Annotated in this window: 17 protein-coding genes; 7 read left to right on the top strand and 10 right to left on the bottom strand. The window is 71.3% G+C overall.

Translation table 11 applies throughout. The features are described from left to right. Nucleotides 1-86: 86 nt before the first annotated feature. On the top strand, nt 87-986 hold the full coding sequence (locus tag FRAEUI1C_RS20055; protein ID WP_013425161.1) for a helix-turn-helix domain-containing protein: 900 nt from the start codon (nt 87-89) through the stop codon (nt 984-986). A 29-nt stretch (nt 987-1,015) separates the two neighbouring features. Here the strand turns inward: FRAEUI1C_RS20055 and FRAEUI1C_RS20050 are convergent, their stop codons facing one another. The 7 genes from FRAEUI1C_RS20050 to FRAEUI1C_RS41960 form a co-directional block, all read right to left on the bottom strand. Further along, a complete protein-coding gene (locus tag FRAEUI1C_RS20050; protein WP_013425160.1) occupies nt 1,016-2,566 on the bottom strand; it encodes a sensor histidine kinase in 1,551 nt (516 codons plus the stop codon). A 14-nt stretch (nt 2,567-2,580) separates the two neighbouring features. After that, nucleotides 2,581-3,342, bottom strand: coding sequence for a response regulator transcription factor (locus FRAEUI1C_RS20045; RefSeq protein ID WP_157735477.1), 762 nt, complete (start codon nt 3,340-3,342; stop codon nt 2,581-2,583). A gap of 155 nt (nt 3,343-3,497) precedes the next feature. Beyond that, entirely contained in the window at nt 3,498-4,313 is an 816-nt protein-coding gene (locus FRAEUI1C_RS20040) for an FAD:protein FMN transferase (RefSeq protein WP_013425158.1), read from the bottom strand. Nucleotides 4,314-4,366: 53 nt separating this feature from the next. Beyond that, nucleotides 4,367-4,921, bottom strand: coding sequence for an FMN-binding protein (locus tag FRAEUI1C_RS20035; protein WP_013425157.1), 555 nt, complete (start codon nt 4,919-4,921; stop codon nt 4,367-4,369). 132 nt (nt 4,922-5,053) lie between these two features. Continuing rightward, nucleotides 5,054-6,472 (bottom strand): ferredoxin reductase family protein, encoded by a 1,419-nt coding sequence (locus FRAEUI1C_RS20030; RefSeq protein ID WP_013425156.1) that lies wholly within the window; start codon nt 6,470-6,472, stop codon nt 5,054-5,056. Nucleotides 6,473-6,707: 235 nt separating this feature from the next. After that, a complete protein-coding gene (locus tag FRAEUI1C_RS41965) occupies nt 6,708-7,220 on the bottom strand; it encodes an EAL domain-containing protein (protein ID WP_368411115.1) in 513 nt (170 codons plus the stop codon). Nucleotides 7,221-7,228: 8 nt separating this feature from the next. Beyond that, nucleotides 7,229-7,993 carry a sensor domain-containing phosphodiesterase gene (locus FRAEUI1C_RS41960; protein WP_368411114.1) on the bottom strand — a complete coding sequence of 255 codons (765 nt, stop codon included), beginning with the start codon at nt 7,991-7,993 and terminating at the stop codon, nt 7,229-7,231. Between the two features lie 170 nt (nt 7,994-8,163). On the opposite strand from FRAEUI1C_RS41960, the gene FRAEUI1C_RS20020 reads away from it, so the two are divergent. Continuing rightward, a complete protein-coding gene (locus FRAEUI1C_RS20020) occupies nt 8,164-9,138 on the top strand; it encodes a universal stress protein (protein ID WP_013425155.1) in 975 nt (324 codons plus the stop codon). Here FRAEUI1C_RS20020 and FRAEUI1C_RS20015 read toward each other — a convergent pair. Next, nucleotides 9,135-9,638 carry a GbsR/MarR family transcriptional regulator gene (locus FRAEUI1C_RS20015; RefSeq protein WP_013425154.1) on the bottom strand — a complete coding sequence of 168 codons (504 nt, stop codon included), beginning with the start codon at nt 9,636-9,638 and terminating at the stop codon, nt 9,135-9,137. The two genes, FRAEUI1C_RS20020 and FRAEUI1C_RS20015, sit on opposite strands and share 4 nt — an antisense overlap. A 33-nt stretch (nt 9,639-9,671) precedes the next feature. On the opposite strand from FRAEUI1C_RS20015, the gene FRAEUI1C_RS20010 reads away from it, so the two are divergent. Both FRAEUI1C_RS20010 and FRAEUI1C_RS20005 read left to right on the top strand, forming a co-directional pair. Further along, on the top strand, nt 9,672-10,559 hold the full coding sequence (locus tag FRAEUI1C_RS20010; RefSeq protein WP_013425153.1) for an ABC transporter ATP-binding protein: 888 nt from the start codon (nt 9,672-9,674) through the stop codon (nt 10,557-10,559). After that, the gene (locus FRAEUI1C_RS20005) at nt 10,559-12,139 is read left to right on the top strand and encodes an efflux permease Rv1217c-related protein (RefSeq protein WP_157735475.1); all 1,581 of its coding nucleotides are present in this window, start codon (nt 10,559-10,561) and stop codon (nt 12,137-12,139) included. The genes FRAEUI1C_RS20010 and FRAEUI1C_RS20005 overlap by 1 nt, the downstream gene beginning before the upstream one ends. 21 nt (nt 12,140-12,160) lie before the next feature. Here FRAEUI1C_RS20005 and FRAEUI1C_RS20000 read toward each other — a convergent pair whose 3' ends face one another. Next, nucleotides 12,161-13,861, bottom strand: coding sequence for a SulP family inorganic anion transporter (locus FRAEUI1C_RS20000; RefSeq protein ID WP_157734990.1), 1,701 nt, complete (start codon nt 13,859-13,861; stop codon nt 12,161-12,163). Between the two features lie 106 nt (nt 13,862-13,967). Continuing rightward, complete coding sequence (locus FRAEUI1C_RS19995) at nt 13,968-14,636, bottom strand: TetR/AcrR family transcriptional regulator (protein ID WP_013425150.1); 669 nt, start codon at nt 14,634-14,636, stop codon at nt 13,968-13,970. A gap of 112 nt (nt 14,637-14,748) precedes the next feature. Here FRAEUI1C_RS19995 and FRAEUI1C_RS19990 point away from each other — a divergent pair, with 112 nt between their 5' ends. The 3 genes from FRAEUI1C_RS19990 (at nt 14,749) to FRAEUI1C_RS36530 (ending at nt 21,858) form a co-directional block, all read left to right on the top strand. Further along, entirely contained in the window at nt 14,749-16,275 is a 1,527-nt protein-coding gene (locus tag FRAEUI1C_RS19990; protein WP_157734989.1) for an MFS transporter, read from the top strand. Between the two features lie 356 nt (nt 16,276-16,631). Further along, entirely contained in the window at nt 16,632-17,630 is a 999-nt protein-coding gene (locus FRAEUI1C_RS19985; protein WP_013425148.1) for a sulfotransferase family protein, read from the top strand. A 208-nt stretch (nt 17,631-17,838) separates the two neighbouring features. Further along, nucleotides 17,839-21,858, top strand: coding sequence for a WD40 domain-containing protein (locus tag FRAEUI1C_RS36530; RefSeq protein WP_013425147.1), 4,020 nt, complete (start codon nt 17,839-17,841; stop codon nt 21,856-21,858). The last annotated feature ends 155 nt before the right edge of the window (nt 21,859-22,013 follow it).

Below are 22,013 nucleotides of genomic sequence, written 5' to 3'. Positions count from 1 at the left end.
CGGCGGCGCGGGCCGGGGAGTGCCCGGGCGTTCCTGGGAGTGGCAGGACCACCCCTGGCCGGCACCGGCCGACCTATGGTCGACGGGTGGGCGACGGACCGAACGCGCTGGGCGAGTACCTGCGGGCCCGGCGCGCGCTGGTGACCCCCGAGCAGGCCGGCATCCCGCAGCTCGGGGCGCGCCGGGTGCCAGGGCTGCGGCGCGAGGAGGTCGCGATGCTCGCCGGGATCAGCGCCGACTACTACCTGCGGCTGGAGCAGGGGCGCGACCGCGGCCCGTCGACGCAGGTCCTGGAGTCGCTGGCGCGGGTGCTGCGGCTCGACGCGGCCGGGCTGGAGTACCTGCTCGGCCTCGCGCACGGCCGGCCCCGCCGGCCACGGCGCCGCGAGCGCCGCCGCGAGGCCGTGCCGGAGAACATCCACGCCCTGCTGGACGCCGTCACGTTCCCCGCCTTCGTGGAGAGCCGGTACTTCGACATCCTGGCCGCGAACCCGCTGGCGGCTGTCCTCTCACCGCGTTTCGTCGTCGGGCGCAACCGGGTGCGCGACTTCTTCCTCGAACCCGCCGAACGGGACTTCTACCCCGACTGGGAGAACTCGGCGCGGGGCATCATCGCCGGGTTCCGCGCGTCGGTGGGCAGCGATCTCGACGACCCGCGGTTCGTCGAGATCGTCGGCGAGCTGTCCCTGGCCAGCGACCTCTTCCGCACCCTCTGGGCACGCCAGGACGTCGTCCGCCGCGAGGGCACCACCATGACCGTGCACCACCCGGAGGCCGGCGCGCTCACGCTCTACCGGGAGAAGCTGCCGCTCCCCGGGACCGCGGGGCAGGTCCTGGCGCTGTGGCACGCCCCCGCCGGCTCGCCGGCCGCGGAGAAGCTCGCGCTGCTGGCCTCCTACGCGCTGGCCCGCGACCCCGCGAGCGGTCCCGACGGCGAGCCCGCCCGGGCCGCCCACCCGTCGCCCCGCGGACCGCGGCCGACCTGAGCACGAGGAATACCGACATGGCCGGTGCGTCAGAGCGGCGCCGCGGACCGGGGGAGGGTGAGGCGGAAGGTCGCGCCGCCGCCCGGCGTCGGCTCGAAGTCGGCGCGGCCGCCGTGGGCGGCGGCGACCGCGGCGACGATGGAGAGGCCCAGACCGGCGCCACCGACGTCCCGGGACCGCCCCGCATCCGCACGGAAGAACCGCTCGAACACGTGGTCCGCGGCTTCCGCCGGGATTCCGGGACCGTGGTCGATCACCGAGATCACCACCTCGGAGGACGTGGGCTTTGGTGTCGCCGCTCCCGAGAGGTCTGGCTCTGCGTTCGGTAGCGGTGAGGTGGATCCGACCGTGGTGGTGAGGGTGAGGGACAGCGGGGTGCCGGCCGGGGTGTGGACGAGGGCGTTGCGCACGAGGTTGCCGACCGCCTGACGTAGCCGGCCCTGATCGCCGGTGATCTCGAGGAAGGGCGGCGTGTCGACGTCGATGCGGCGGTTGGGCGCGACGGCTCGGGCGTCCGTGCCGATGTCTCGGACCATCGCGGCGAGGTCGAGTGGTTCGCGTTCGCTGGGTGGTCCCTGGTCGAGCTGCGCGAGCAGCAGGAGGTCGTCGACCAGCCCTGACATGCGCGCGGATTCCTCCTCGATGCGTCGCATCGCCATGGCGAGGTCCTGCGGCCTGCTGTCGGCGCCGCGGTGGAACATCTCGGCGTAGCCGCGAATCGAGGTGAGCGGGGTGCGCAGTTCGTGGCTCGCGTCGGCGACGAAGCGGCGCAGCCGCTGCTCCGATGCCTCGCGTGCTCGGAAGCCCGCCTCGATCTGGGTGAGCATCGCGTTGAAGGCGCTGCCGAGCCGGCCGACCTCGGTGCGGCGGTTGGTGTCGGTGACCCGTCTCGTCAGGTCGCCCCAGGCGATCTCGTCCGCCGTGTGTTCGATGCGGGTCAGCGGGCGTAGCCCGACCCGGATGAGGAGATAGGCCAGTGCGGCCAGGGCCGCCATCACGACGGAGCTCGCGACGATCTCGATGCGGGTGACGCGGTCGAGTGTCGCGTCCAGCTCCGTGAACGGAACGGCGACGATGAGGACGTCCCCGCTGTCGTAGCGTTCGGCCAGCACCCGGAACTGGTCGTCGTGGCCGTCCGCGGCCGGCACCGTCCACAGCGGGACCGTCGCCAGATCGGGCCGCACTTCGGCGGTGGCCAGCTGGCTCACGGTGACGGTCGGACGCTCGGTCGGCGTCCGGGCGCCCCCGGGCCCGGGGCTGGACTCCAGCAACCGGCGTCCGGTCCGGTCATACAGCGCGCCGTAGGTGCCGACGAGGTACGAGCTGCCGAACCGCGGGTTGCGGTCGTCGGGGTCGCCCTGCCCGCGCGCGCCCGCCGCCGAGCTGTAGGGGTCGTTGTCCCCGTAGGGCGTGCCCCGCAGCAGGGTCTGTTCCATCACCGGATGCGCGTCGCGGACCTGCTGATCGAGGCGGCCCATCAGGTAGGACCGCAACGCGAGATGGGTGCCGACGGCGCCCAGGGACAGGCCGACCGCGAGGAGCCCGACCAGGGCCAGCAGCAGGCGGGCGCGCAGCGACATGGCGAAGGTCCTGCTCAGCGGGGCAGGCGCAGGACGTAGCCGACTCCACGGACGGTGTGGATCAGCGGCGGCTCGACGTTGTCGACCTTCCGGCGGAGATAGCTGATGTAGGTCTCCAGCACCCCTCCTTCCCCGCTGAAGTCGTGTCCCCAGACGTGGTCGAGGAGCTGGGCCCTCGTCAGGACGGCGCGGGCGTTGGCCAGCAGGAACTGGAGCAGCCGGTACTCGGTGGCCGTGAGCTCGACAAGACGGCCCGCGCGGCGGACCTCCCGGGTCCTCGGATCGAGTTCCAGGTCGGCGAACCGCAGCGGGGCCGGATGGCCGTCACCGGTCACCGGTGAACCGGCGCGCCGCAGGATGGCGCGGACCCGTGCGACCAGCTCGGAGACGGAGAACGGCTTGGTCACGTAGTCGTCGCCGCCGAGGGTCAGGCCGCGCACCTTGTCCTGGGTCGTGTCCCGCGCGGTCAGGAACAGCGTCGGGACGCCGTGACCGGCGCCGCGCAGCCGCTCGCACACCGCGAACCCGTCGATGTCACCGAGCATCACGTCCAGGACCAGGAGGTCTGGCGGGTCGAGCGCGACCCTGGTCAGCGCCGCCTGCCCGGAGCGCACCGTCTCGACCTCGAAACCCTCATAGCGCAGCGCCATCGCGACGAGGTCGGTAATGGCCTCCTCGTCGTCCACCACCAGGACCCGGACCCGCGATTTCCCCACGTCCACGGTCGAATCCGGGGTCACCGGCAGATCACCCGTCGACGGGTTCACTCGCGCCATCACCCACCCAGTGTTACCTGTCCAGGTGAGCGACTCGTTGACCTGGCCCAGCCCGCCGACCGCGGGCTCCGGCGCCGGGCGCTCGGCCGCGGGCGAGAGCGCCGCCCACTGCCCGCGCGTCGGTGAGAGGCGCCCGGGGCAGCGCCAGCTCCGGGTCACGCGTGGCGCGCCAGGTGCCGGCGAAGACCGGGTGAGCATCGCAACCGGCCGGCGGCCTCGACGGTCAGCCACTCCCATCCGTCGTGGCCGAGGTCCGTGAGCAGGTCCCACGCTTCCAGGCCGGCGGCGAGGCCAGCGGTGGCATACGCGTCGGCCAAGGTCAGGTCAGGCCCGACCACCGTGACGGAGGCGAGTCCCGAGGCAGGCGCGCCCGTCCTCGGGTTGACGACGTGATCGCCCCGCTCGGCGACACCGGACGTCGCGACGGCGAGATCCGTGCACTCGAGGACGGCCACGAACCGGCCGCGCCGGATGGGGTCGGCGATCCCGACTCGCCACGGCCGCCCGGGCGCCGCCTGTCCGCTGGCGCGGAGGTCTCCAGCGGCGTTCACGCAGTGAGTCGCGAATCCTGCCGCGGTCAACGCGGCGGACGCCGCGTCCGCGGCCCAGCCCTTGACCAGGCCGGTTGGGTCGAGGGTGCCGTCGCCCCGCCAGCCGGGATCGAAATAGCCGCTGGTGCGCTCCCGGCAGGCGATGGCGAGCCGGTGCACCTCCCGCACGTGCTCGGGGCAGTCGTCGACACCGATGTCGGCCCGGCGGAGCCGAGACACCCACGACGTGGGTTTGAACGTACTGAAGTCGTCGTCGGCCCGGTGCAGCACGCGGACCGCGGACGCGATCGCCGCGTCGACGGCCGCGCTGGTGAGATCCGGGTGAGGGTTCACGGGCCCGGACCCTGCCTTGGCGATCGGGTCGGCCGGGACGCGCACGTCGATGCTGACGACGGTGCCCATCACCGGTTCGGCATGCACGCGGCGCGTCCGCTCGTCACCTCGGATGGTGCCTGTCGGAACGTCGGCCACCGCTAGAGCCCAGCCTTGTCGATCGCGGACTGCACCGACCAGGCGTAGCCGCTGCTGGTGAACGAGGCACCGGACACGGCGTCGATCTTGGCGCTCTGCGCCGCGAGGACCTCCTGGCGCAGGATCGACACGGCCTGGTCATTGATCTCGACGTCGCGCCGTTCCCGGTTCGGCACCTGCAGCGTGATCACGTTCGTGATCGTGTTGCCGGTGATGACGATCTCAACCTGCACGGGTCCGTAGTGGGTGCCCTCCACGTCTCCGATCACGGTCCTGGGGGTGGACGAGGCCGCGCCCGCCGAGCCACTCGCCGCGCCGGCGGTGGGCGTGCCCGTGGCCGCGGGCGACGCGGTGGCGGCGGCCGCCGCGGTGGGACTGGGTACTCCGCTCGCGGTCTGCTGAGGCGCCGCTGTCGTCGCCCCGGGCATGGAGGTCGCCGCGGCGAGCTGCCCGCCCTGTCCCGTCGCTGCCCTGCCCGCGACGACCACGACAACCGCGCCGAGCAGCCCGGCGAAACCAAGCCGAGCCCGGTACGTCTTACCGGCATTGAGATTCATCTGAGGTCACGACGCCCAGCACACTGGAACTGGTGCCAGACGCCGCTTGCCTCCTTCCAGCAGAGAAATGAAGTAAGGCCGCCCTACAAGCGGTGGCCCATCGCGCCACGGACCCATCGGCGGGGGAGGGCACTACCGGAGCGAGAACTCCTCGGTGTGGATCTGCTCGTCCGACAGGCCAAGGAGCCGCAGCGACCGGACGAGACCGTGGGTCAGGCCGGGCGGGCCGCAGATGAAGACGTCCCGTTCGACGACGTCCGGCACGGACGCCGCGATGAGGTCGGCGGCCAGTGGGTCATAGCCGAGCTCCGCGCGGGAGCCGACGACGCCGTGCACCAGCAGTCGCGGTTGCTGGGCCATTCGGCGAAGCTCCCGCCACAGGGCGAGGTCCTTGGAGGTGCGGACCCGGTGGACGACCACGACGTCGTCACCTCGCGCGACCAGGTCCTCGGCGAGCGCCCGCACCGGTCCGATGCCGCTGCCGCCGGCGACGAGAAGCGCCTTGCCGAGAGTCGCCCGCGCCGCGGTGAAGTGGCCGAACGGGCCCTCGGCGACGACGAAGGTGCCGGGGCGAAGACGGGCGATCGCGGCCGAGTGGTCGCCGGCCGCCTTGACGGTGATGCGCAGTCGGTCGGGCTGCGGCCCGGCCGACAGCGAGTACGGATGGGCGGTCAACCAATGCCCCGGAGCGAGGAACCGCCACAGCAGGAACTGGCCGGAGCGGACGCCCAGACGGTCGAGATGCTGGCCTCGTATCCAGATCGACACGATCCCCGGAGCTTCCTCGACCACCCGCTCCACCCGCATCCGATGCCAGGCAATCCTGGCCAGCGGGAGAACGAGACGCCAGACCACCAGGCAGACCGCGACAGCCACGTACATGAGCTGCCACAGCACACGATTTATCGGATGGCCAACGAACTCGGCACCGTTCGCCGCCTGATGGCCGTAGACCAGGAGAACCGCGCCGTACACGGTCAGGTGAAGCAGATACCAGAGCTCATACGAGATCCGCGGCCGGAGACGACGGGCACTGGCCACTCCGACAGCGACGAAGAGGACGGTGCCTATCGTCGCCTTCCACATGTCCGGGTACGTGGTCACGACGGTGAACAGCTCGGAGACCGGCTGATGATGGTCGCTCAGTCCATATCCCCAGACGACCAGCAACACGTGCGTGACCATCAACACGACGATGTTGGTCCCCAGGCCGCGATGCCAGGCCGCCAGCCGATCCAGCCCGACGGCGCGTTCCAGCACCGGCACACGCGCCATGAGCAGCACCTCGACCAGCATCAGATAGGCCGCGAGCAGCCCACTGACCCGCCCGAGATCGGTCATCACGGCGGCGCCGCCGTGCACGCTGCGCGCGGTCGTGCTCGTCCACCACAGGGCCACGACCAGGAGGCTCCAGCCCGTGAGACCCGCCCGAACGGCGAGTCGCCCCCGCCAGCCCGGCGACCGCCGTGGAACCCATCCCCCCGACGCCGCGCCGGAGCCGTCTCCGCCTGCCGAGCGCCGGGTGTCCGCCTGCCGGACCAGCGTGTCCACGCCGGCGCCCGCGCGCCGGCCGGGCGTCGCCGGCAATCCACCGGAGGTGGGGACACGGGTGATCCCGAGCGGTGCTGTGCTGCCTGGGGGCGTCCTCGTCGGGTCCGACGGGCGGGGTCTGGCGCTCATGCCACGAACAGTGGCGGCGCAAGCTGGGAGTTGGCTGGGAGGACCCTATGAGCAGACCGGGAATCGTGAACCGCGGCGACGAGACCGTGGCGGACCACGTCACCGATCACGGCCGCGGGGGCTGAGGCTCCTGCGCTCGGCCATGACCGGCGGGCACCGGTCTGCTGGAGCAGGCATCGCGTATCTCGGCGACCGGTTGACCGAGCAGGTGCCCCTGACCGTAGTGGATGCCAGCCTCGACGACGGCGTCGAACTCCTCGCTGGTCTCGATGCCCTCGGCGACGACCCGACCGCCGATCTCCGCCGCCACCTTGGTCAGCCCGGCGGCCACGGCGCGGCGCGCCGGGTCGAGATGGATGTCCTGCGTGATGAAGCGGTCCATCTTGATCACTTCGGGCCGCAGGTGCAGAAGCTGCTCCAGCCCCGAGTAGCAGCTTCCAACATCGTCGACCGCGATGTGCGTGCCGTGCCCCCGCAGTACCTCGACGGCCAGCATCAGGTCGGCCTCGTCGTGGATGTACTCGTGCTCGGTGATCTCGACCGCCACGCGCTGCGCGGCTCCCGTTCCGACGATCAGGTCGGTCAGGTCGCCCGTCACCGTGCTCGGCGACGCGTTCACCGCCAGGATCACACCGGGCGGCAGGTCGGGAGCACCCGCAGAGCGTTGCGAACGGCGGCCAGCTCCAGCTCGGCGCCCAGTCCGACGCCGGCCGCGGCGGCGAAGAGGTCCTCCGCTCCCGGCAGGCCGACCCGGAACCGCGACAATCCCTCGACCGCCACGGTTCGCCCGCTGGCCAGGTCGACGACTGGCTGGAAGACCATCCTCGGGCCGCCCTGGTCGAGCAGGTCGCGGATCTGCCGCCAGACCGCGCTTCGGTTGTCCCACAGCCGGCGCAGATCGATGACGAACTCGGTGAGGAACGAGGCGAGCAACCGGAGGAACCCGTCATCGCTCTGGTGTAGCGCGGGGTTGGGCCGCCTGCCGAGGCAGCCGAGCATGCCGTACACCTGCCCGTCGAGGTCCGTCACCGGAGTCGCCGCGTACGAGCCGATGCCCAGCTCACGGACCACCGTCACGTCGCGGGTGCTCGGATCCGCCCGGACGTCGGGGAGCAACGCCGGCAGGTCCCCCGCCAGGACCCGTGCGTACAGCGAATCGGCGCGGCGGATGCCGGTGCCCGGCGCCAGCCCGAAGCCAGTGCTGTCACCGCTGACAACCTGAAGAGTGAGCAGATCCCCGTCAAGCCGCCCAAGCCAGGCGAAATCCATCCCGAGACGGAGCCGCAGCACCTCGAGCAACTGGGCGAGGACCGTCCAGGGCTCCGGAACCTCTGGAACCTCCGAGCGAGGCCCCAGACAGGAGGTTCGGCGCGGCGGCGCCAGGTTGGCCACCCGTAGGGCCTACCCGTCGTCGCCCCATCGGACACCGGCTGCCTTCCGGCCGACAGGCCCGCCGGTCCCGGCCCAACGGACTGGCCACGGCCGCCAGATGGCCGAGGGTCGCCCGACCGTGCCGATGGAACAGTCCCATCAACCCGATCATCGGACCTGGAGCGTGGGACATGAGCAACTCGCTGCGAATTCTGGTTGGTGTGGACGGCTCCCCGGGTTCCGAGGCCGCCCTGCGGTGGGCGCTGGCGGAAGCGGCCCTGCGGGCCGGGAGGCCGGACGCCGGTGGCCCGGCGTGCACCGTGACGGCGCTGCTCGCCTGGACGGGCGAGGGCCTGCCCGCTGGGGTGCTCCGCGCCGCGGAGCAGACCGACGAGGGGACGCTCGGTGCTGCCGCGGCGGAGATGCTCGAACGCGCGATCAAGCGGGTCGGTGAGCCGGACGGGGCGGTTGAGCTGCGTCGGCTGGTCGTGCGGGGCAAGGCGACGCAGGCCCTGACCGGGGCGGCCAGGAACTACGACCTGCTGGTCGTCGGCGAGCACGGGCACACGCCCCTGTACCGGCGGACCGCCGGCTCGGTCAGCCAGGGCGTCGTGCACCACTCGTCGATTCCGGTCGTGGTCGCTCGCCGCGACAGCGCGCCGGCGGCGTCGGCGCGGCGGGCCGATCGCCCGGTCGTCGTCGGGGTCGACGGCTCGGACCTGTCGTTGGGTGCCCTGCGCTGGGCGGCGCACGAGGCGGCCCTGCGCGGGGCGCCGCTGCGGGTGGTGCATGCCTGGGGCGGCCTGGACCAGATGTACGCCGAGGCGCTCGTCACCGCGCAGGGCGCTCTGCTCCGTCAGGCCGAGGGCATCCTCGACCACGCCGTGACGCTCGGCCTCGACGGTGCCGCCGATCTGGCCGTGGACACTGTCCTGGCACCCGACCCGGCCGTGCGGGCGCTGCTGCGCGAGTCGCGCGACGCGCAGCTGCTGGTCGTCGGCAGCCGCGGTCTGGGTGGTTTCGCCCGTCTCCTGATCGGCTCCGTCAGCCATCAGTGCGTGCTGTACGCGGCCTGCGACACGGCCGTCGTCCACACCGACGGCGACGCGGTGCCGGCCGCCGAGCCGGCCGCCGCGATGACAGGCGCCGGTCTCGCGGCCGGCTAGGAACCCGGGGCCTGGCCGGTGACCTGAGAGCGGGTCGCCCGCCACCGCTGGAGCAGGGCGGGAAGCTCGGCGAGGAGGAACTCGAAGAAGGACCGGGACTCGGCCACGCGCCGTCCGGCCGGGGTGTCGGCGCCCAGCACGGCGACGCCGTGGTCGGCGGCCGTGGCCCAGTGGCGCAGGATCTGTTCGCGGCGCGCGACGATCTCGAACCAGTTCTCGTCGTGCAGGACGTAGTAGTCGCGGCGTGAGCCCGGCTGGCGCTCGCGGCGGATCATGCCGACGTGGGTCAGGTACTGCACCGCGCCGGAGACCGCGGCTCGGCTGATCCCCAGCCTGGCGGCCAGCTCGTCCGCGTTGAGCCGGGCGTCGTCGGTCGCGAGCAGTGCCACGAAGACCAGGGACGGCATCCGGGGCATGCCTGCGTCGACGAGGGCGGCGGCGAAGCGCTCGACGAAGTCGCGGACCTCGGCTGGGTCACGGTCATCGGTCTGAGTGTTCACAGTTTCCTGAAAGTTCTGTAGGGTGTGACGACCATGGAGGCAATCTACGCCGAGGGCCTGACCAAGCGGTACGGGGACACAGTCGCCCTGGACCGGCTGGATCTCACGGTGGCGCCGGGCGAGGTGTACGGGTACCTGGGGCCGAACGGCGCCGGCAAGACGACCACGATCCGCCTCCTGCTCGGCCTGCACCGCCCGAGCGCCGGCCGGGCACTGCTGTTCGGCCTCGACGCGTGGGCCGACGCGCCAGCCGCCCATCGGCGGGTCGGCTACGTCGCGGGGGAGCCGCTGTTGTGGCCCTCGCTGACGGGCGCCGAGACCCTGGAGTTCCTCGCCCGCCTGCGAGGGGGTGCCGACGCGGGCTACCGCGCCGAGCTGGTCGATCGGTTCGAGCTGGATCCGAGCAAGAAGGTGCGGGCCCTCTCGAAGGGCAACCGGCAGAAGGTGCAGCTCATCGCGGCGCTGGCCACCCGCGCGGACCTGCTGATCTTCGACGAGCCGACCAGTGGCCTGGACCCGCTGATGGAGGTCACGTTCCGCCAGTGCGCGCTGGAGGCGAAGGGCCGTGGCCAGGCCATTCTGCTGTCCTCGCACATCCTCAGCGAGGTGGAGGCGCTGTGCGACCGGATCGGCATCCTGCGCCAGGGCCGGCTGGTCGATCAGGGCAGCCTGGCGCAGCTGCGCCATCTGCACACCCAGACCGTCGAGGTCACCTTCACCGGACCGCCACCGCCCGGACTGGACACCCTGCCCGGGGTGCGCACGCGACCAGCCGGCGCGAACGCGCTGCACTTCGAGGTCGCCGGCAGCATCGCCCCGCTCGTCGACGCCCTCGCCGGGCATGACGTCGCGACGATGTCCAGCCGCGGCCCGTCGCTGGAGGAGATCTTCCTGCACCACTACCGGGACCCCCAGGCATGATGCGGCTGCTGGCGAGGCGGGAGCTGCGGGACAGCAGGATTCGCACGGCCGTGTTCGTCTACCTGTTCGCGGTGTACTCCTTCGTGCAGCCGGTCGGCTACCGGCACAGCTTTCCCGACCGGGCCTCCCGGCTGCGCTTCGCCGACAGCTTCGCGGTCAACAAGGGGCTGCGGCTGCTCTACGGGCAGCCCCACGACGTCAGCACGGTCCCGGGCTACGCGGCCTGGCGGGTCGGCGGTGTGCTGGCCCTGGCCGCCGCCGCGTTCGGCGTGCTGGCGGCCGTGCGCGCACTGCGCGCTCAGGAGGAGTCCGGGCGGCTGGAGGTCATCCTCGCGGGCCCGGTCGCGCGCGGCGGTGCCTACTGGGGGTCGGTAGCCGCCGTCGCGGTGGGAGCTGGGCTGCTCTGGGCGGCGGAGTTCCTCGGCCTGGTCGCGGGTGGCGTGCCGGTGACGGGCGCGGCCTACCTGGCGCTGGCCACCGTGTCGGTCGCCGCGGTGTTCGCCGGTGTCGGCGCCCTGGCCAGCCAGCTCGCGCCCACCGGACGGGGTGCCCTCGGGCTGGGCTTCGCGGTGTTGGCCCTCCTGTTCGCCGTCCGCGTCCTCGCCGACACCGTGCCGGGCCTGGCTGGGCTGCGCTGGGCGACGCCACTGGGGTGGGCCGAACTGCTCAGACCTTTCGCGGCGCCGCGCCCGCTGGTGCTCCTGCTGCCCCTCGCGGCGACCGCCGCCCTGCTCTGGGCGAGCGCGCGGCTGGCGTCACGGCGCGACCTCGGCACCGGGCTGCTGCCGCGGCGCGACAGTGCTCCGGCGCGCCGGTTCCTGCTGGCCTCGCCGACGGCGCAGGCGTTGCGCACCCAGCTCGGCGCCGTCGCCACCTGGGTCGCGGCGATGGCGGTGCTGATGTTCATTCTGGGCGTCGTCTCCCGGAGCATCTCGCCGTCGGACATTCCCCAGGGCACCCAGGACGAGATCGCCAAGCTGGGCACCGGATCGATCGCGACCCCGGCCGGCTATCTGGCCTTTCTGTTCCTCTTCGTGGTCGTCGCGGTCAGCGCGTGCGCGTGCGCGCAGGTGGGCGCCGCGCGGGAGGAGGAACTCGACCAGCGTCTGGAGACGCTGCTCGCACAGCCGGTCCGTCGGTCCCGGTGGCTGGCCGGCCGCCTCGCTCTCGCCGTAGCGGTCCTTGCCGTGCTGGCGCTCACCGCCGGGTTCTTCGCCTGGACCGGAGCGATCGTCGGGGGCGTGCGGATCTCCCTGCCCAGGATGCTGGAGGCGGGAGCGAACAGCCTTCCGACGGCGGTGCTGTTCCTTGGCCTCGCCGCCCTCGCCTACGCCCTTGCCCCGCGGGCCGGCAGCGGTCTCGCCTACGGCGGTCTCGTGGTGGCCTTCGGGTGGCAGCTCGTCGCCTCGCTGCTCGGCCCACCCCAGTGGGTGGTCGACCTGAGCCCGTTCGCCCATGTCGGACTGGTCCCGGCCCAACCGTTCCGGCCCGTCGCCGCGGTCATCCTGGCGGCCGTCGGCGTGGCGGCCGCGGCCGCCGCGACAACGCTGTTCGGTCGTCGCGATCTGGCCAGCCGCTGACCGACCAGCGCTGACGTACCACTACCGACCGGTGGCGGGCCTCTCGGGGCGATCGTCGTCGGCTGGGCGCGACGGCGGCCCGGTCAGGTCGTCGACGGCCTGGTCGACGGTCGCGTAGATGCGCTCCGGTCCGATGGCGTCGACCAGGCCCGCGTGCTTGAGGTCATGGTGGACCAGGTGGGAGGAGCGGGCGACCCCCATCGTCACGCCCCGGTGCCGGAGCTCCGTCGCCAGTTCGCCGAGCATCCGGGCTCCGGTGTAGTCGATGTCCGAGATTCCGTTGGCGTCGAGGACGAAGGCGTGGACCGGCGGTGTCGTCGCGTCGAGGACGGCCCGCAGGCGGACCGCGATGAACTCGGCGTTGCCGTACCACAGTGGCGCGTAGGGAAGGTAGACGAGGACGCCGGGCACCTGCTCGACCGGCTGGCCGACGTCGGACGGGATCCAGTGTTCCGTGCCGGGTTCGCGGCCGAGGACGGCGTCGCGGGGACGGGCGGCTCGCCAGGTCCGATCGGCGAGCGACAGCAGCATCGCCACGAGGACGCCCTGTTCGATTCCCACCAGCGCGACGGCGAGCGCGGTGATGATGGCGAGGACGAACTCGAGCCGGTCGAAGCGCAGGATCGACCGGAACTCGCCCACCCGCAGCAGCCGAGACGCGACGAAGACCAGAATGGCGCCCAGCGCGGCCCGCGGCAGGTATTCGAGCGACTGCGTGGCGGTCGCGAGCAGCACGACGACGAGACCGGCGGCGACGAGTGACCCGGCCTGCGACCGCCCACCCGACGAGACGACGACCTCCGTCCGCGGCGGGCTCGCGTTGACCGCGAACGAGCCGGTGAGGCCGGACGCGAGGCTTCCGGCTCCCACAGCGACGAGATCGCGGTTGAAGCTCTCGGAGCCGCGAGCTGCGGTTCCGGACCCTCGCTCGGTCGCCGCGGACTGGACGACGCAGATGAACGCGACGGTCAACGCCGGTCCGACCAGGGCGCGCACGTCGGCGAGCGACGCCGAGGCCAGGCCGAAGCTCGGCATGCCGGTGTCGATCGCGCCGACGACCGCCACGCCGTGCGAGGCGAGGCCGAAGCCGAAGACGACCAGAATGGAGCCGACCACGCCGATCAACGCGCCCGGAATCCGGCGGTCGACGCGTTCGGTGAGAACAATGATCGCGAGCACGCCGAGGGCGATTCCCACCGCCCAGCCGGTGACGTGCCCGAGCTGCGCGGCGATGGCCCGCACCCGCCCGATCGTCGTCGTGCCACCGCCGGGCACCCCGAGGACGGCGGGGAGCTGATGGACCAGGATCTGCGCCGCGATCCCCGCCAGCACACCCGTGACCACCGGGGTGGACAGGAACTGCGAGATCCACCCGAGGCGCAGCAGGCCGACGGCGACGACCAGTCCGCCCACCAGCAGGGCGAGGACTGCCAGCAGGTGCGCGTAGCCAGGCGTTCCGACCGTCGCGACGCCGCCGACACCGATGGCCATCACCGGCGCGATCGTGGAGTCCGCCCCGACGGACAACTGGGGATGACGGCCCAGCAGCGCGAACAACACCGACCCGGCCACGAACGCGTAAAGTCCCGCGACCGCCGGCGCGCCGGCCAGGCCCGCGGTCGCCATCTGCTCCGGCACGGCGATCGCGACGAGCATCAGCCCGGCCACGACGTCACGCCGCAGCCATCCCACCCGGTAGCCGCGCATCGTCGCAGCGATCACCCGGCCGGCCACTCTCCTTCTTTACACCCTGGTCAGCGTCGCGCCCGCGGCCGTACCGCCCAGATCACCTCGGTGTTCGCGGCGATCGGTCGTCGGGCCGCCCGTCTCAGCCGCCGCCCGACGGCCGGTATCTCACGAGCGGGAGGAACACGTCGTCGACGATCTCGGCGATGACGTCCTCGGGGACGCGGCCGTCCTTCCTGGTCAGGTACTCGGCGCGGACGAGGTCCTTGGGCAGGCTGGCGACACGACGCCTGATCACCGACGGGTCGATCTCCCCGCGGGAGGCCGCGCGGCCAAGAAGGATCATGACCAGGTCGGTGCACTGCGGCTGGACGACCTGATCGCGGATCGCGATCGCCTCCGGATCCTGAAGAACCTCGAACAGCAACCCGCGTACGGCGTCGGCGGGCAGCCCCTCGAACCGGCTTTCGAGTCGCGTCAACAGTGTGATCACGTCGGTGCGCAGGTCGCCGGTGTCGGGCAGGTCCGCCGGCTCCGGGATCGACTGCGTCATGGCCGCGACGACGAGCTGCGCCCGGGTGGACCAGCGGCGGTACAGAACGGTTCTGCTGGTGCGGGCGCGTTCCGCGACGCCTTCGATCGTGAGGCCCGAGTAGCCGACCGCGGCCAGCTCCTCCCACACGGCGGCGATGATCGCCCGCTCGAGCGCGGCGCCCCGCCGGCGCGTGCCGGTCCGCTGAGCGCTGGAGGAGCCCGCGTCGTCGGCCGGTGTGGCGGCGTCCGCGCCGACTGGGCCGACGGTGCTGCTCATCTCTTTCCCTTAGGGTTCACTGTGGCTCTTATCGAGGTACGGTACCTCCCGGATGAGATACACACTGTCTCTTACTTGGGAGCCGCATGTCTGTGGGAAGCGCGGGACGGTGGTGGGCGCTCGGCGCGTCGCCCTGTGCCTGCTTGCTGTCGGTCTGGACACCACCGTGCTCAACACGGCGCTGCCCACACTGAGCACGACACTCGGAGCGTCGACGAGCGAGCTCCAATGGATCACCGACTCGTACAACCTCGTACTGGCCGCCCTGCTGCTGCCGGCCGGCCTGTTGGGTGACCGCTACGGGCGTAAGAGGCTCATCATGGGCGCGCTGGCCGTCTTCGGCGCAGGCTCCGTCTGGAGCGCCTATTCGACGTCGCCTGGGGAACTGGCGGCGGCTCGTGCCGTCCTCGGCGTTGGCGCGGCCTTCCTGATCCCGCTCGTGGTCGCCGGGGTTCTGGTCCTCTTCGAGCCGGCGGAGCGGCCGCGGGCCATCGCGGTCGTGACGCTGGGCAGCATGGTGGGCATCCCGCTCGGGCCGATCGCGGGTGGCCTGCTGCTGCACGGCTTCTGGTGGGGCTCGGTGTTTCTGATCAACGCGCCGGTGGCGGTCGTCGGCCTGATCGCGGTGGCGACGTTGCTGCCGGAGTCGCGTAACCCGGACGCCTCCGGGCTCGACCCGTTCGGCATCGCGCTGTCCGCCGCCGGCATGGTCGGCGTGACCTACGGCGTGATCGAGGCCGGTGATCGTGGCTGGACCGACGTCCGGTCGCTCGGGCCACTGATCGGCGGCGTGGTGATCCTCGGTCTGTTCATCGTGGTGGAGCGCCGCGTGGCGAGGACCCGGGACGCGCTGATCGACCTGGCGCTGTTCCGGGCCCGCGCCTACACCGCCGGCACCATCCTCGTAACGATCATGGCTTTCGCGCTGTTCGGCGTCCTGTTCAACACTCCGCAGTACCTGCGCGGGGTGCTCGGGGCCGACTCTCTGGGCACGGGCCTGCGGCTGCTGCCCATGCTCGGGGCGATGATGGTCGGCGTCCAGACCGCGACCCGAGTCGTCCAGCGGATCGGGCCGAAGGCGATCGTGACGGTGGGCCTCCTGGTCACGTCCGCCGGGCTGTTCCTCGGTGCGTTCACGACGACCGCCACCAGCTACGGCGAAGCGGCGGTGTGGTTCGCGCTGTTCGGCCTCGGCGTCGGCCTCTCGATCCCGACCGCGACCCTCGCGGCCGTCGGCTCCCTGGAGAAGGCCCGCGCAGGCGCTGGGTCCGCCCTCGTCTTCGCGACGCGCCAGCTCGGCAGCACGGTCGGCGTCGCGATCCTCGGCACCCTCGCGCTGGCCCGCTACCGAGGCGGCCTCGACCTCCCGGGCGCCGCGGGCGACACCGCCGCCCGCGACAGCGTGACCTCTGGCGTCGCCGTGGCACACCGGCTGCACGACCCCGCGCTGCTCACCTCGGTCCAGACGGCCTTCGTCCACGGCATGGACCTGACGCTCTGGCTTTGTGGTGGCATCAGCCTCGCCGGAGCCGCGCTGGCCCTCGCGATCCTGCCCGGCCATACCCCGCCACCGACGGCCCCCGCGGTGCCAAGCCAGGCCAGCCCGTCCGAGCCCGCGCTGACGGAGGACGTGCGGTAGGGGTCGAGGGACACGTGCGTTGGTCGATCAAGTTAAGGGGGCCCGGCGAGGTCAGCTCCTTGCGTCCGCCGTTCGCGCCGCTGCGTGCGCGATGAGGACCTCGGGCGCGGAGCTGATCTCCCAGCCTCCGCCTTTTCCCGGGAAAGCCTTGGTATTCCCTGACGAGGGCAGTAGGCCTCGGATGTCGATACCATTCCGGCCGGGCGAGGTTCAGTGGTCCTCAAGGTCGCGAATCAAATGCTCGTTCGCGTGGCGTGAGCGCGCCCGCGGAAATGCCGCCCGTACTCCTTGGTACCTTTCAGGCAAGCTCAGGCCCCAGCCTTGGCATCGGGATCGGCTGCCGGAAGGACCAGCGCATGCGCGACAGACTGGTGCAATTTCCGATCTTCCTGCTGTCGCCGCCACGGTCGGGGTCGACCCTTCTGCGATGCATTCTGGACAGCCACAGCCGTATCCACTCGCCGCACGAGCTATACCTGGACATGCAACGGGTGAAATGTTTCTCCTCGTTCGGCGAGACGTCCTTGAAGGTCTCCGGGCTCACCCTCCGAGGCGCGGAGCACCTCCTCTGGGACCGCCTCCTGCACCGAAGTCTGGTCGCCAGCGGCAAGGACATCATCGTCGAGAAGACGCCCACCAACGTGTACATGTGGGAGCGAATCGTCGAGTGCTGGCCAGACGCCCGTTTCATCTTCCTCATCCGCCATCCGGCGGCCGTGGCCGAGTCCGCGGTCGCGGCGGTGAAGAGCTTTGGCGCGAGAGATCGCCTGAAGTATGCCCGCGACATCACCCAGGACGCCGTCCGCCTGGTGATCGGAGGCCACGCGCGGGACCTGAAGATCGGCATCGAACCGTTCATGACAAAGCTGGAGGCGGCCCGGCAGGCGCTGCCCGGCCGCACGGTGCGTTACGAGGATCTCGCGACCCGGCCGGCGGAGGTCATGACCGACCTCTGCGCGTTCATCGGCGTCGACTTCGAGCCGGCCATGCTCGACTACGGCGCCGGCCGCGACCAGTTCGTTCCCGGCATCGGCGACTGGCGCGACAAGATCCGATCAGGCCGGATTCAGCCACCGGCCCAGCCGCCCCCGTCGATTCCACCCAAACTGCGTGCCGTTGCCCGCGCCTGGGGATACCTGGAGCCGGACAACCCGGACTCGACCACGGATGGCAGAGACGACCGCGCCCGACCTCGTCCCAGCGACGATCTGGAAGTCGCGGCCGAGCCGCGGGCCCCGCTCGTTCCGCGCCCACGCGTCGGCGAGGCCGGGGCGCAGGTCAACGTCAGTTCCCACGGCAAGGCGGGCCCCTGGCCCGCCGACCCGGAGCACAGCCTCGACCCGCCGCCGGCCTAGCGCCCGTCCCTCGGTGTTTGGCGGGCGCGGGTCACTGTTCCCGTTCGGCCATGAAATATCGAGGTTAGGTTAACCGCGGCCCGAGGTCCGCCACAGCCAGACGCCCACGGCAGAGCCACGCGGCTCGCACCGCCCCCGCGTCCCTGTGGCGGACCCCGCAGGAACGAGCCGAACGATCCAGTTCGGACCGCGGTGAGACGATCGGGACATGCGCGACGGGGGGACTGTCGGCCGCTCTGACGGCGAGGCCGATGGCTGGGACTTCTTTGTGTCCTATGTGCAGTCGGATCGGGCCTGGGCGGAGTGGGCCGCCTGGCAGCTCGAAGACGTTGGTTACGCGGTGCTCCTGCAGGCCTGGGACATGACGCCGGGCACGAGCTGGCCCTCCCTGCTGGACCAAGCTGTCCGGCGGGCCCGCCGGACCATCGCGATGGTCTCCGCGGCCTATTGCACCTCAATGATTGTCGCCGTCGAGTGGCAGGCGGCGTTCGTCGAGGTTCCTGGCGGGCGGGGACGGAAGCTGCTTCCCGTGCGCCTTGAGGACTGCCCACGGGAGGGCCTGCTCGCCCAGGTCGCAGGCGTGGACCTGTTCGACATCGCGGAGCCTGACGCGCGCAAGCGGCTGGTCGCGGCGGCGCGGCTCGCGTTGTCCGGCGGCCGGGCGAAACCGGCGGCCGGTCCCGCGATGCCGGCCGGAACACGGACATCCTCGGGTCCAGCGGGCTTCCCAGGCCGGTTGTGGATGCTTCCACCGCCTGCGGCGCCCATAGTGCCGAGACCCTTGGCCGAGGCCGACCTCCTCGAAGCCCTGCTGGACCCCGCGGCGCCCGTCGTCGGAATGACGACCGGGATCCAGGGGGAGGGCGGCTTCGGGAAAACCACACTGGCCCAAATGGTGTGTAGCCGGCCGGAGGTCCGCGAGGCGTTCCGGGGCGGCCTGTTATGGACGGAAGTCGGCCAAGAACGCGACGGCGCCGCGTTGACCGCTCTCATCGATGACCTGGTGATCACCCTCACCGGCTCCGGAACGGGTCTGTCAGACCCGGGCAAGGCCGCGGGTGCGCTCGCGGAGCTGCTCATGGGCCGGCCGCGCACGCTCCTGGTCGTCGACGACATCTGGCGGCGGTCTCAGCTGGCGCCGTTCCTGGAGATAGGCCGAGCCTGCCAGCTGTTGATCACGACCCGCCGTGCATCCACACTGCCGCCCACCGCCAGATCGGTAATCGTCGAACAGATGACCGATGAGGAAGCGCGCGACGTGCTGTGCGCCGGAATCGGTGAGCTCCCCGACGAGGTCGTGGCTCGGCTGCGAGCGGTGTCCGGCAACTGGCCGCTGCTCCTGAGCCTGGCAGCGAGCAAGCTCGCCAAGGATGTGGCCGAGCATGCCGCTCCTGCCCTGGCCGCTGAACAACTGGTCCTGCGCCTGCAGGGCGCCGGACCGGCGACTCTCGATATCGGAGACGAGCGCAGCCGCAGCGTCAGCGTCCGCCAGTCGGTCGGGGCCAGCCTGTCGCTCCTTCACCCTGAGAACCAGCGCCGCTATCTGGAGCTGAGTGTCTTTCCCGAGGACGACGATGTGCCCGTCGAGGTCGTCGGCCTCCTTTGGCAGGGGTCAGGCGGGCTCGACGCGTTCGAGGCCGACGAGCTCTGCGACCGGCTGTTTGACCTACGGCTGATCCGACGGCGGTGGACCGGCTCCGGAGCTGTGATCGCCCTGCACGACGTCGTTCGCGCCCACCTGCGCCGCGAGCTCGGCGTGGACGGGCTACGCCTCACCCATCAGGCGTTGCTGACAGGCATCCGTGCGCGCCTCACTGCACAGGAAGCCCCAGGCGCCTGGTGGGCGTTGCCCGACGGTCGGGCGAGCGACTACCTGACCCGGCGCCTGGCCGGGCACCTTCTCGCCGCCGGCCAGGTCGATGAGGCCGCCGCGGTTGCCCGGGATCTGCGCTGGATCGCGGCGTCTATCCGCCGTACCAGTTCGACCTTGACGGCCGAGAATGACCTGGCCACGGTCGGCGGGGACGAGGCTCCGCTGCTCGCGCGCGCCCTTGCTCAGAACGCCCATCTGCTGACCGGCCCGCCCCCGCCCGGTGGCCTCGGCCCCACCCTGGCCGCCTGCGCCGCCGCGGTCCCAGGACTTGCCACGAGCGCGCGGGCGTACACACAAACCCTGGCCCGCCCCTATCTCGGTTTCGGCTGGTCCACAGACAGAAAGAATCCCACGCAGCTCCGGGCGTTTGCCGGGCACACCGCGCCGGTCGGGATGGTCGTCTTCTCACCTGACGGTCGTCTGTTGGCGACAGGCGCCAGTGACGGCACAGCGCGACTGTGGGATGTCGCCACCGGAGTTGTGCGCGCGGTTCTCCCCGGGTATGGCGGCACCGCTACCACCGTGGCATTTTCACCTGACGGCAGCACGCTCGCGACCTATGGTGCTGAGGGGACAGCGCGCCTCTGGGACGCGGGAACAGGAACCGAGCGCGCATGCCTTGCTGGGCATGATCGGGCGGTGAACGCGCTCGTCTTCTCGCCGGAAGAAATCCTGGTAGCGACCGGCGGGCAGGACGGAACAGCACGACTGTGGGACGTCGTCACCGGCGCCGAGCGAGCGGCCTTTACCGGCCACGTCGGTGCGGTGACCACGATGGCGTTCTCGCCGGATGGTCGCCTCCTGGTTACCGGAGGCGCCGACAGAACGGCACGCATCTGGAGGCCCGGCGCGACCGCGGAACCGGTTGTCCTCACGGGTCACGCCGGCTCGATCAAGGTGGTCCGGTTTTCCCCGGATGGGCGTATGGTCGTCACCGGAGGATATGACCGCACAGTACGGCTCTGGGATGCGGCGACCGGTGATGAACTGACCGTCATCACCGACTATAAAGGCCGGGTAACCGGTGTGACGTTTTCGCCCGACGGGCGGCTGCTCGCGGTCGTAGGCCACGCGCGCTCCGTGCTGCTGTTCGACCTCGCGACCGGGGTCGAACACGCGATTCTCGCTGGCCACACGGGTGGAGTGTCGGGCGCCGTTTTCTCGCCTGACGGCAGGGTGATCGCCACGAGTAGCGAGGATTGGACGGTCCGCTTATGGAACTCCGCGACGGGCACCGCGAACGCCATCCTTTCTGGCCACGGGCGGCCCGTCAACGGGCTGGCGTTCTCGCCCGATGGCCAGGTCCTCGCCACGGGCAGCGATGACACCTACGCGCTGATCTGGGATGTGGCGGACGGAGCCGACCATCAGGCCCGCGGCGGCCACACCCACCAGGTGACAGAAACCGTATTCTCACGGGACGGCCGCTTGATCGCCACCGGTAGCGACGACAAGACGGTGCGGCTGTGGGACGTCGAAACTGGCGCGGAACACCCGGCCCTCGATGGCTACGCCGGCTGGGGTAACGTCGTCGCGTTCTCGCCCAACGGGCGCCTGCTCGCCACCGATTGCTTCGACAACACAGTGCGGCTGTGGGATCCAGCCTCCGGAGCCCAGCGCGCCGTTCTTGTCGGGCATACCCGGCCCATCTCCGGTGCGGCATTTTCGCCGGACGGAAGTCTGCTCGCAACCTGCAGCCACGACCGTACAGCGCGAGTGTGGGATCCGGAGGCTGGAGTCGAACGTCGGGCTCTCGTCGGTCACAGCGGTCGTATCCTGACTGTTCTCTTCTCGCCAGACGGCCAGACAATCGCCACCGGCGGCGCGCACGGAACAGTGCGCTTGTGGGATGTCGCCACAGGCGCCGACCGCGCTGTCCTCCACGGCGCCGACAGGATGAAATCCAGGCCGGCCTTCTCCCCGGATGGTCGATTTCTCGCTGTCAGTGGCCCCGATTGCACCGTACAGCTCTGGAATGTGGTGACCGGTGCCGAAAAAACCGTCCTCGCCGGCCACAGCGGGCCGGTGACCGGGGGACTGTTTTCGCCTGTAGGCGGACTATTCGCCACGAGTAGCGCCGACGGGACGGTGAGACTGTGGGACGCGATGACAGGTGTCGCGGGCCGGGTTCTTACCGGCCATAGAGGCGCCGTAGCCGGGGTGGCGTTCTCGCCGCACGGCGAGTTGCTGGCGAGTGGCGGTCACGACGGAACAATCCGGATCTGGGACGTCGCCGGAGGTGTCGCGGTCTCTTCGCTCAGAATCAACGGTCCGATCAGCCGCCTGACATGGAACGACGAATTCCTGTGCTGCGCCGCCGGTCGCGAAGTGACTATACTGCGGTGCGTTTCCTAACTTCCTTTCATCGGGTGGCGGGATCGACCATGGAGCCTCTGCCGGCGGTCGTGACGCACCGTCATCGCGGTAGAGCCCGAACCGGACGGTCGGATGTTCGACGATCGTCAGGCTGAATCGGGCCGGTGCCGCGTGGGCGACGGACCCGCAGACCA

This window comes from Pseudofrankia inefficax, from assembly GCF_000166135.1.
Taxonomy (GTDB): Bacteria; Actinomycetota; Actinomycetes; order Frankiales; family Frankiaceae; genus Pseudofrankia; species Pseudofrankia inefficax.
This window is presented reverse-complemented; position numbering and strand designations above follow the sequence as displayed.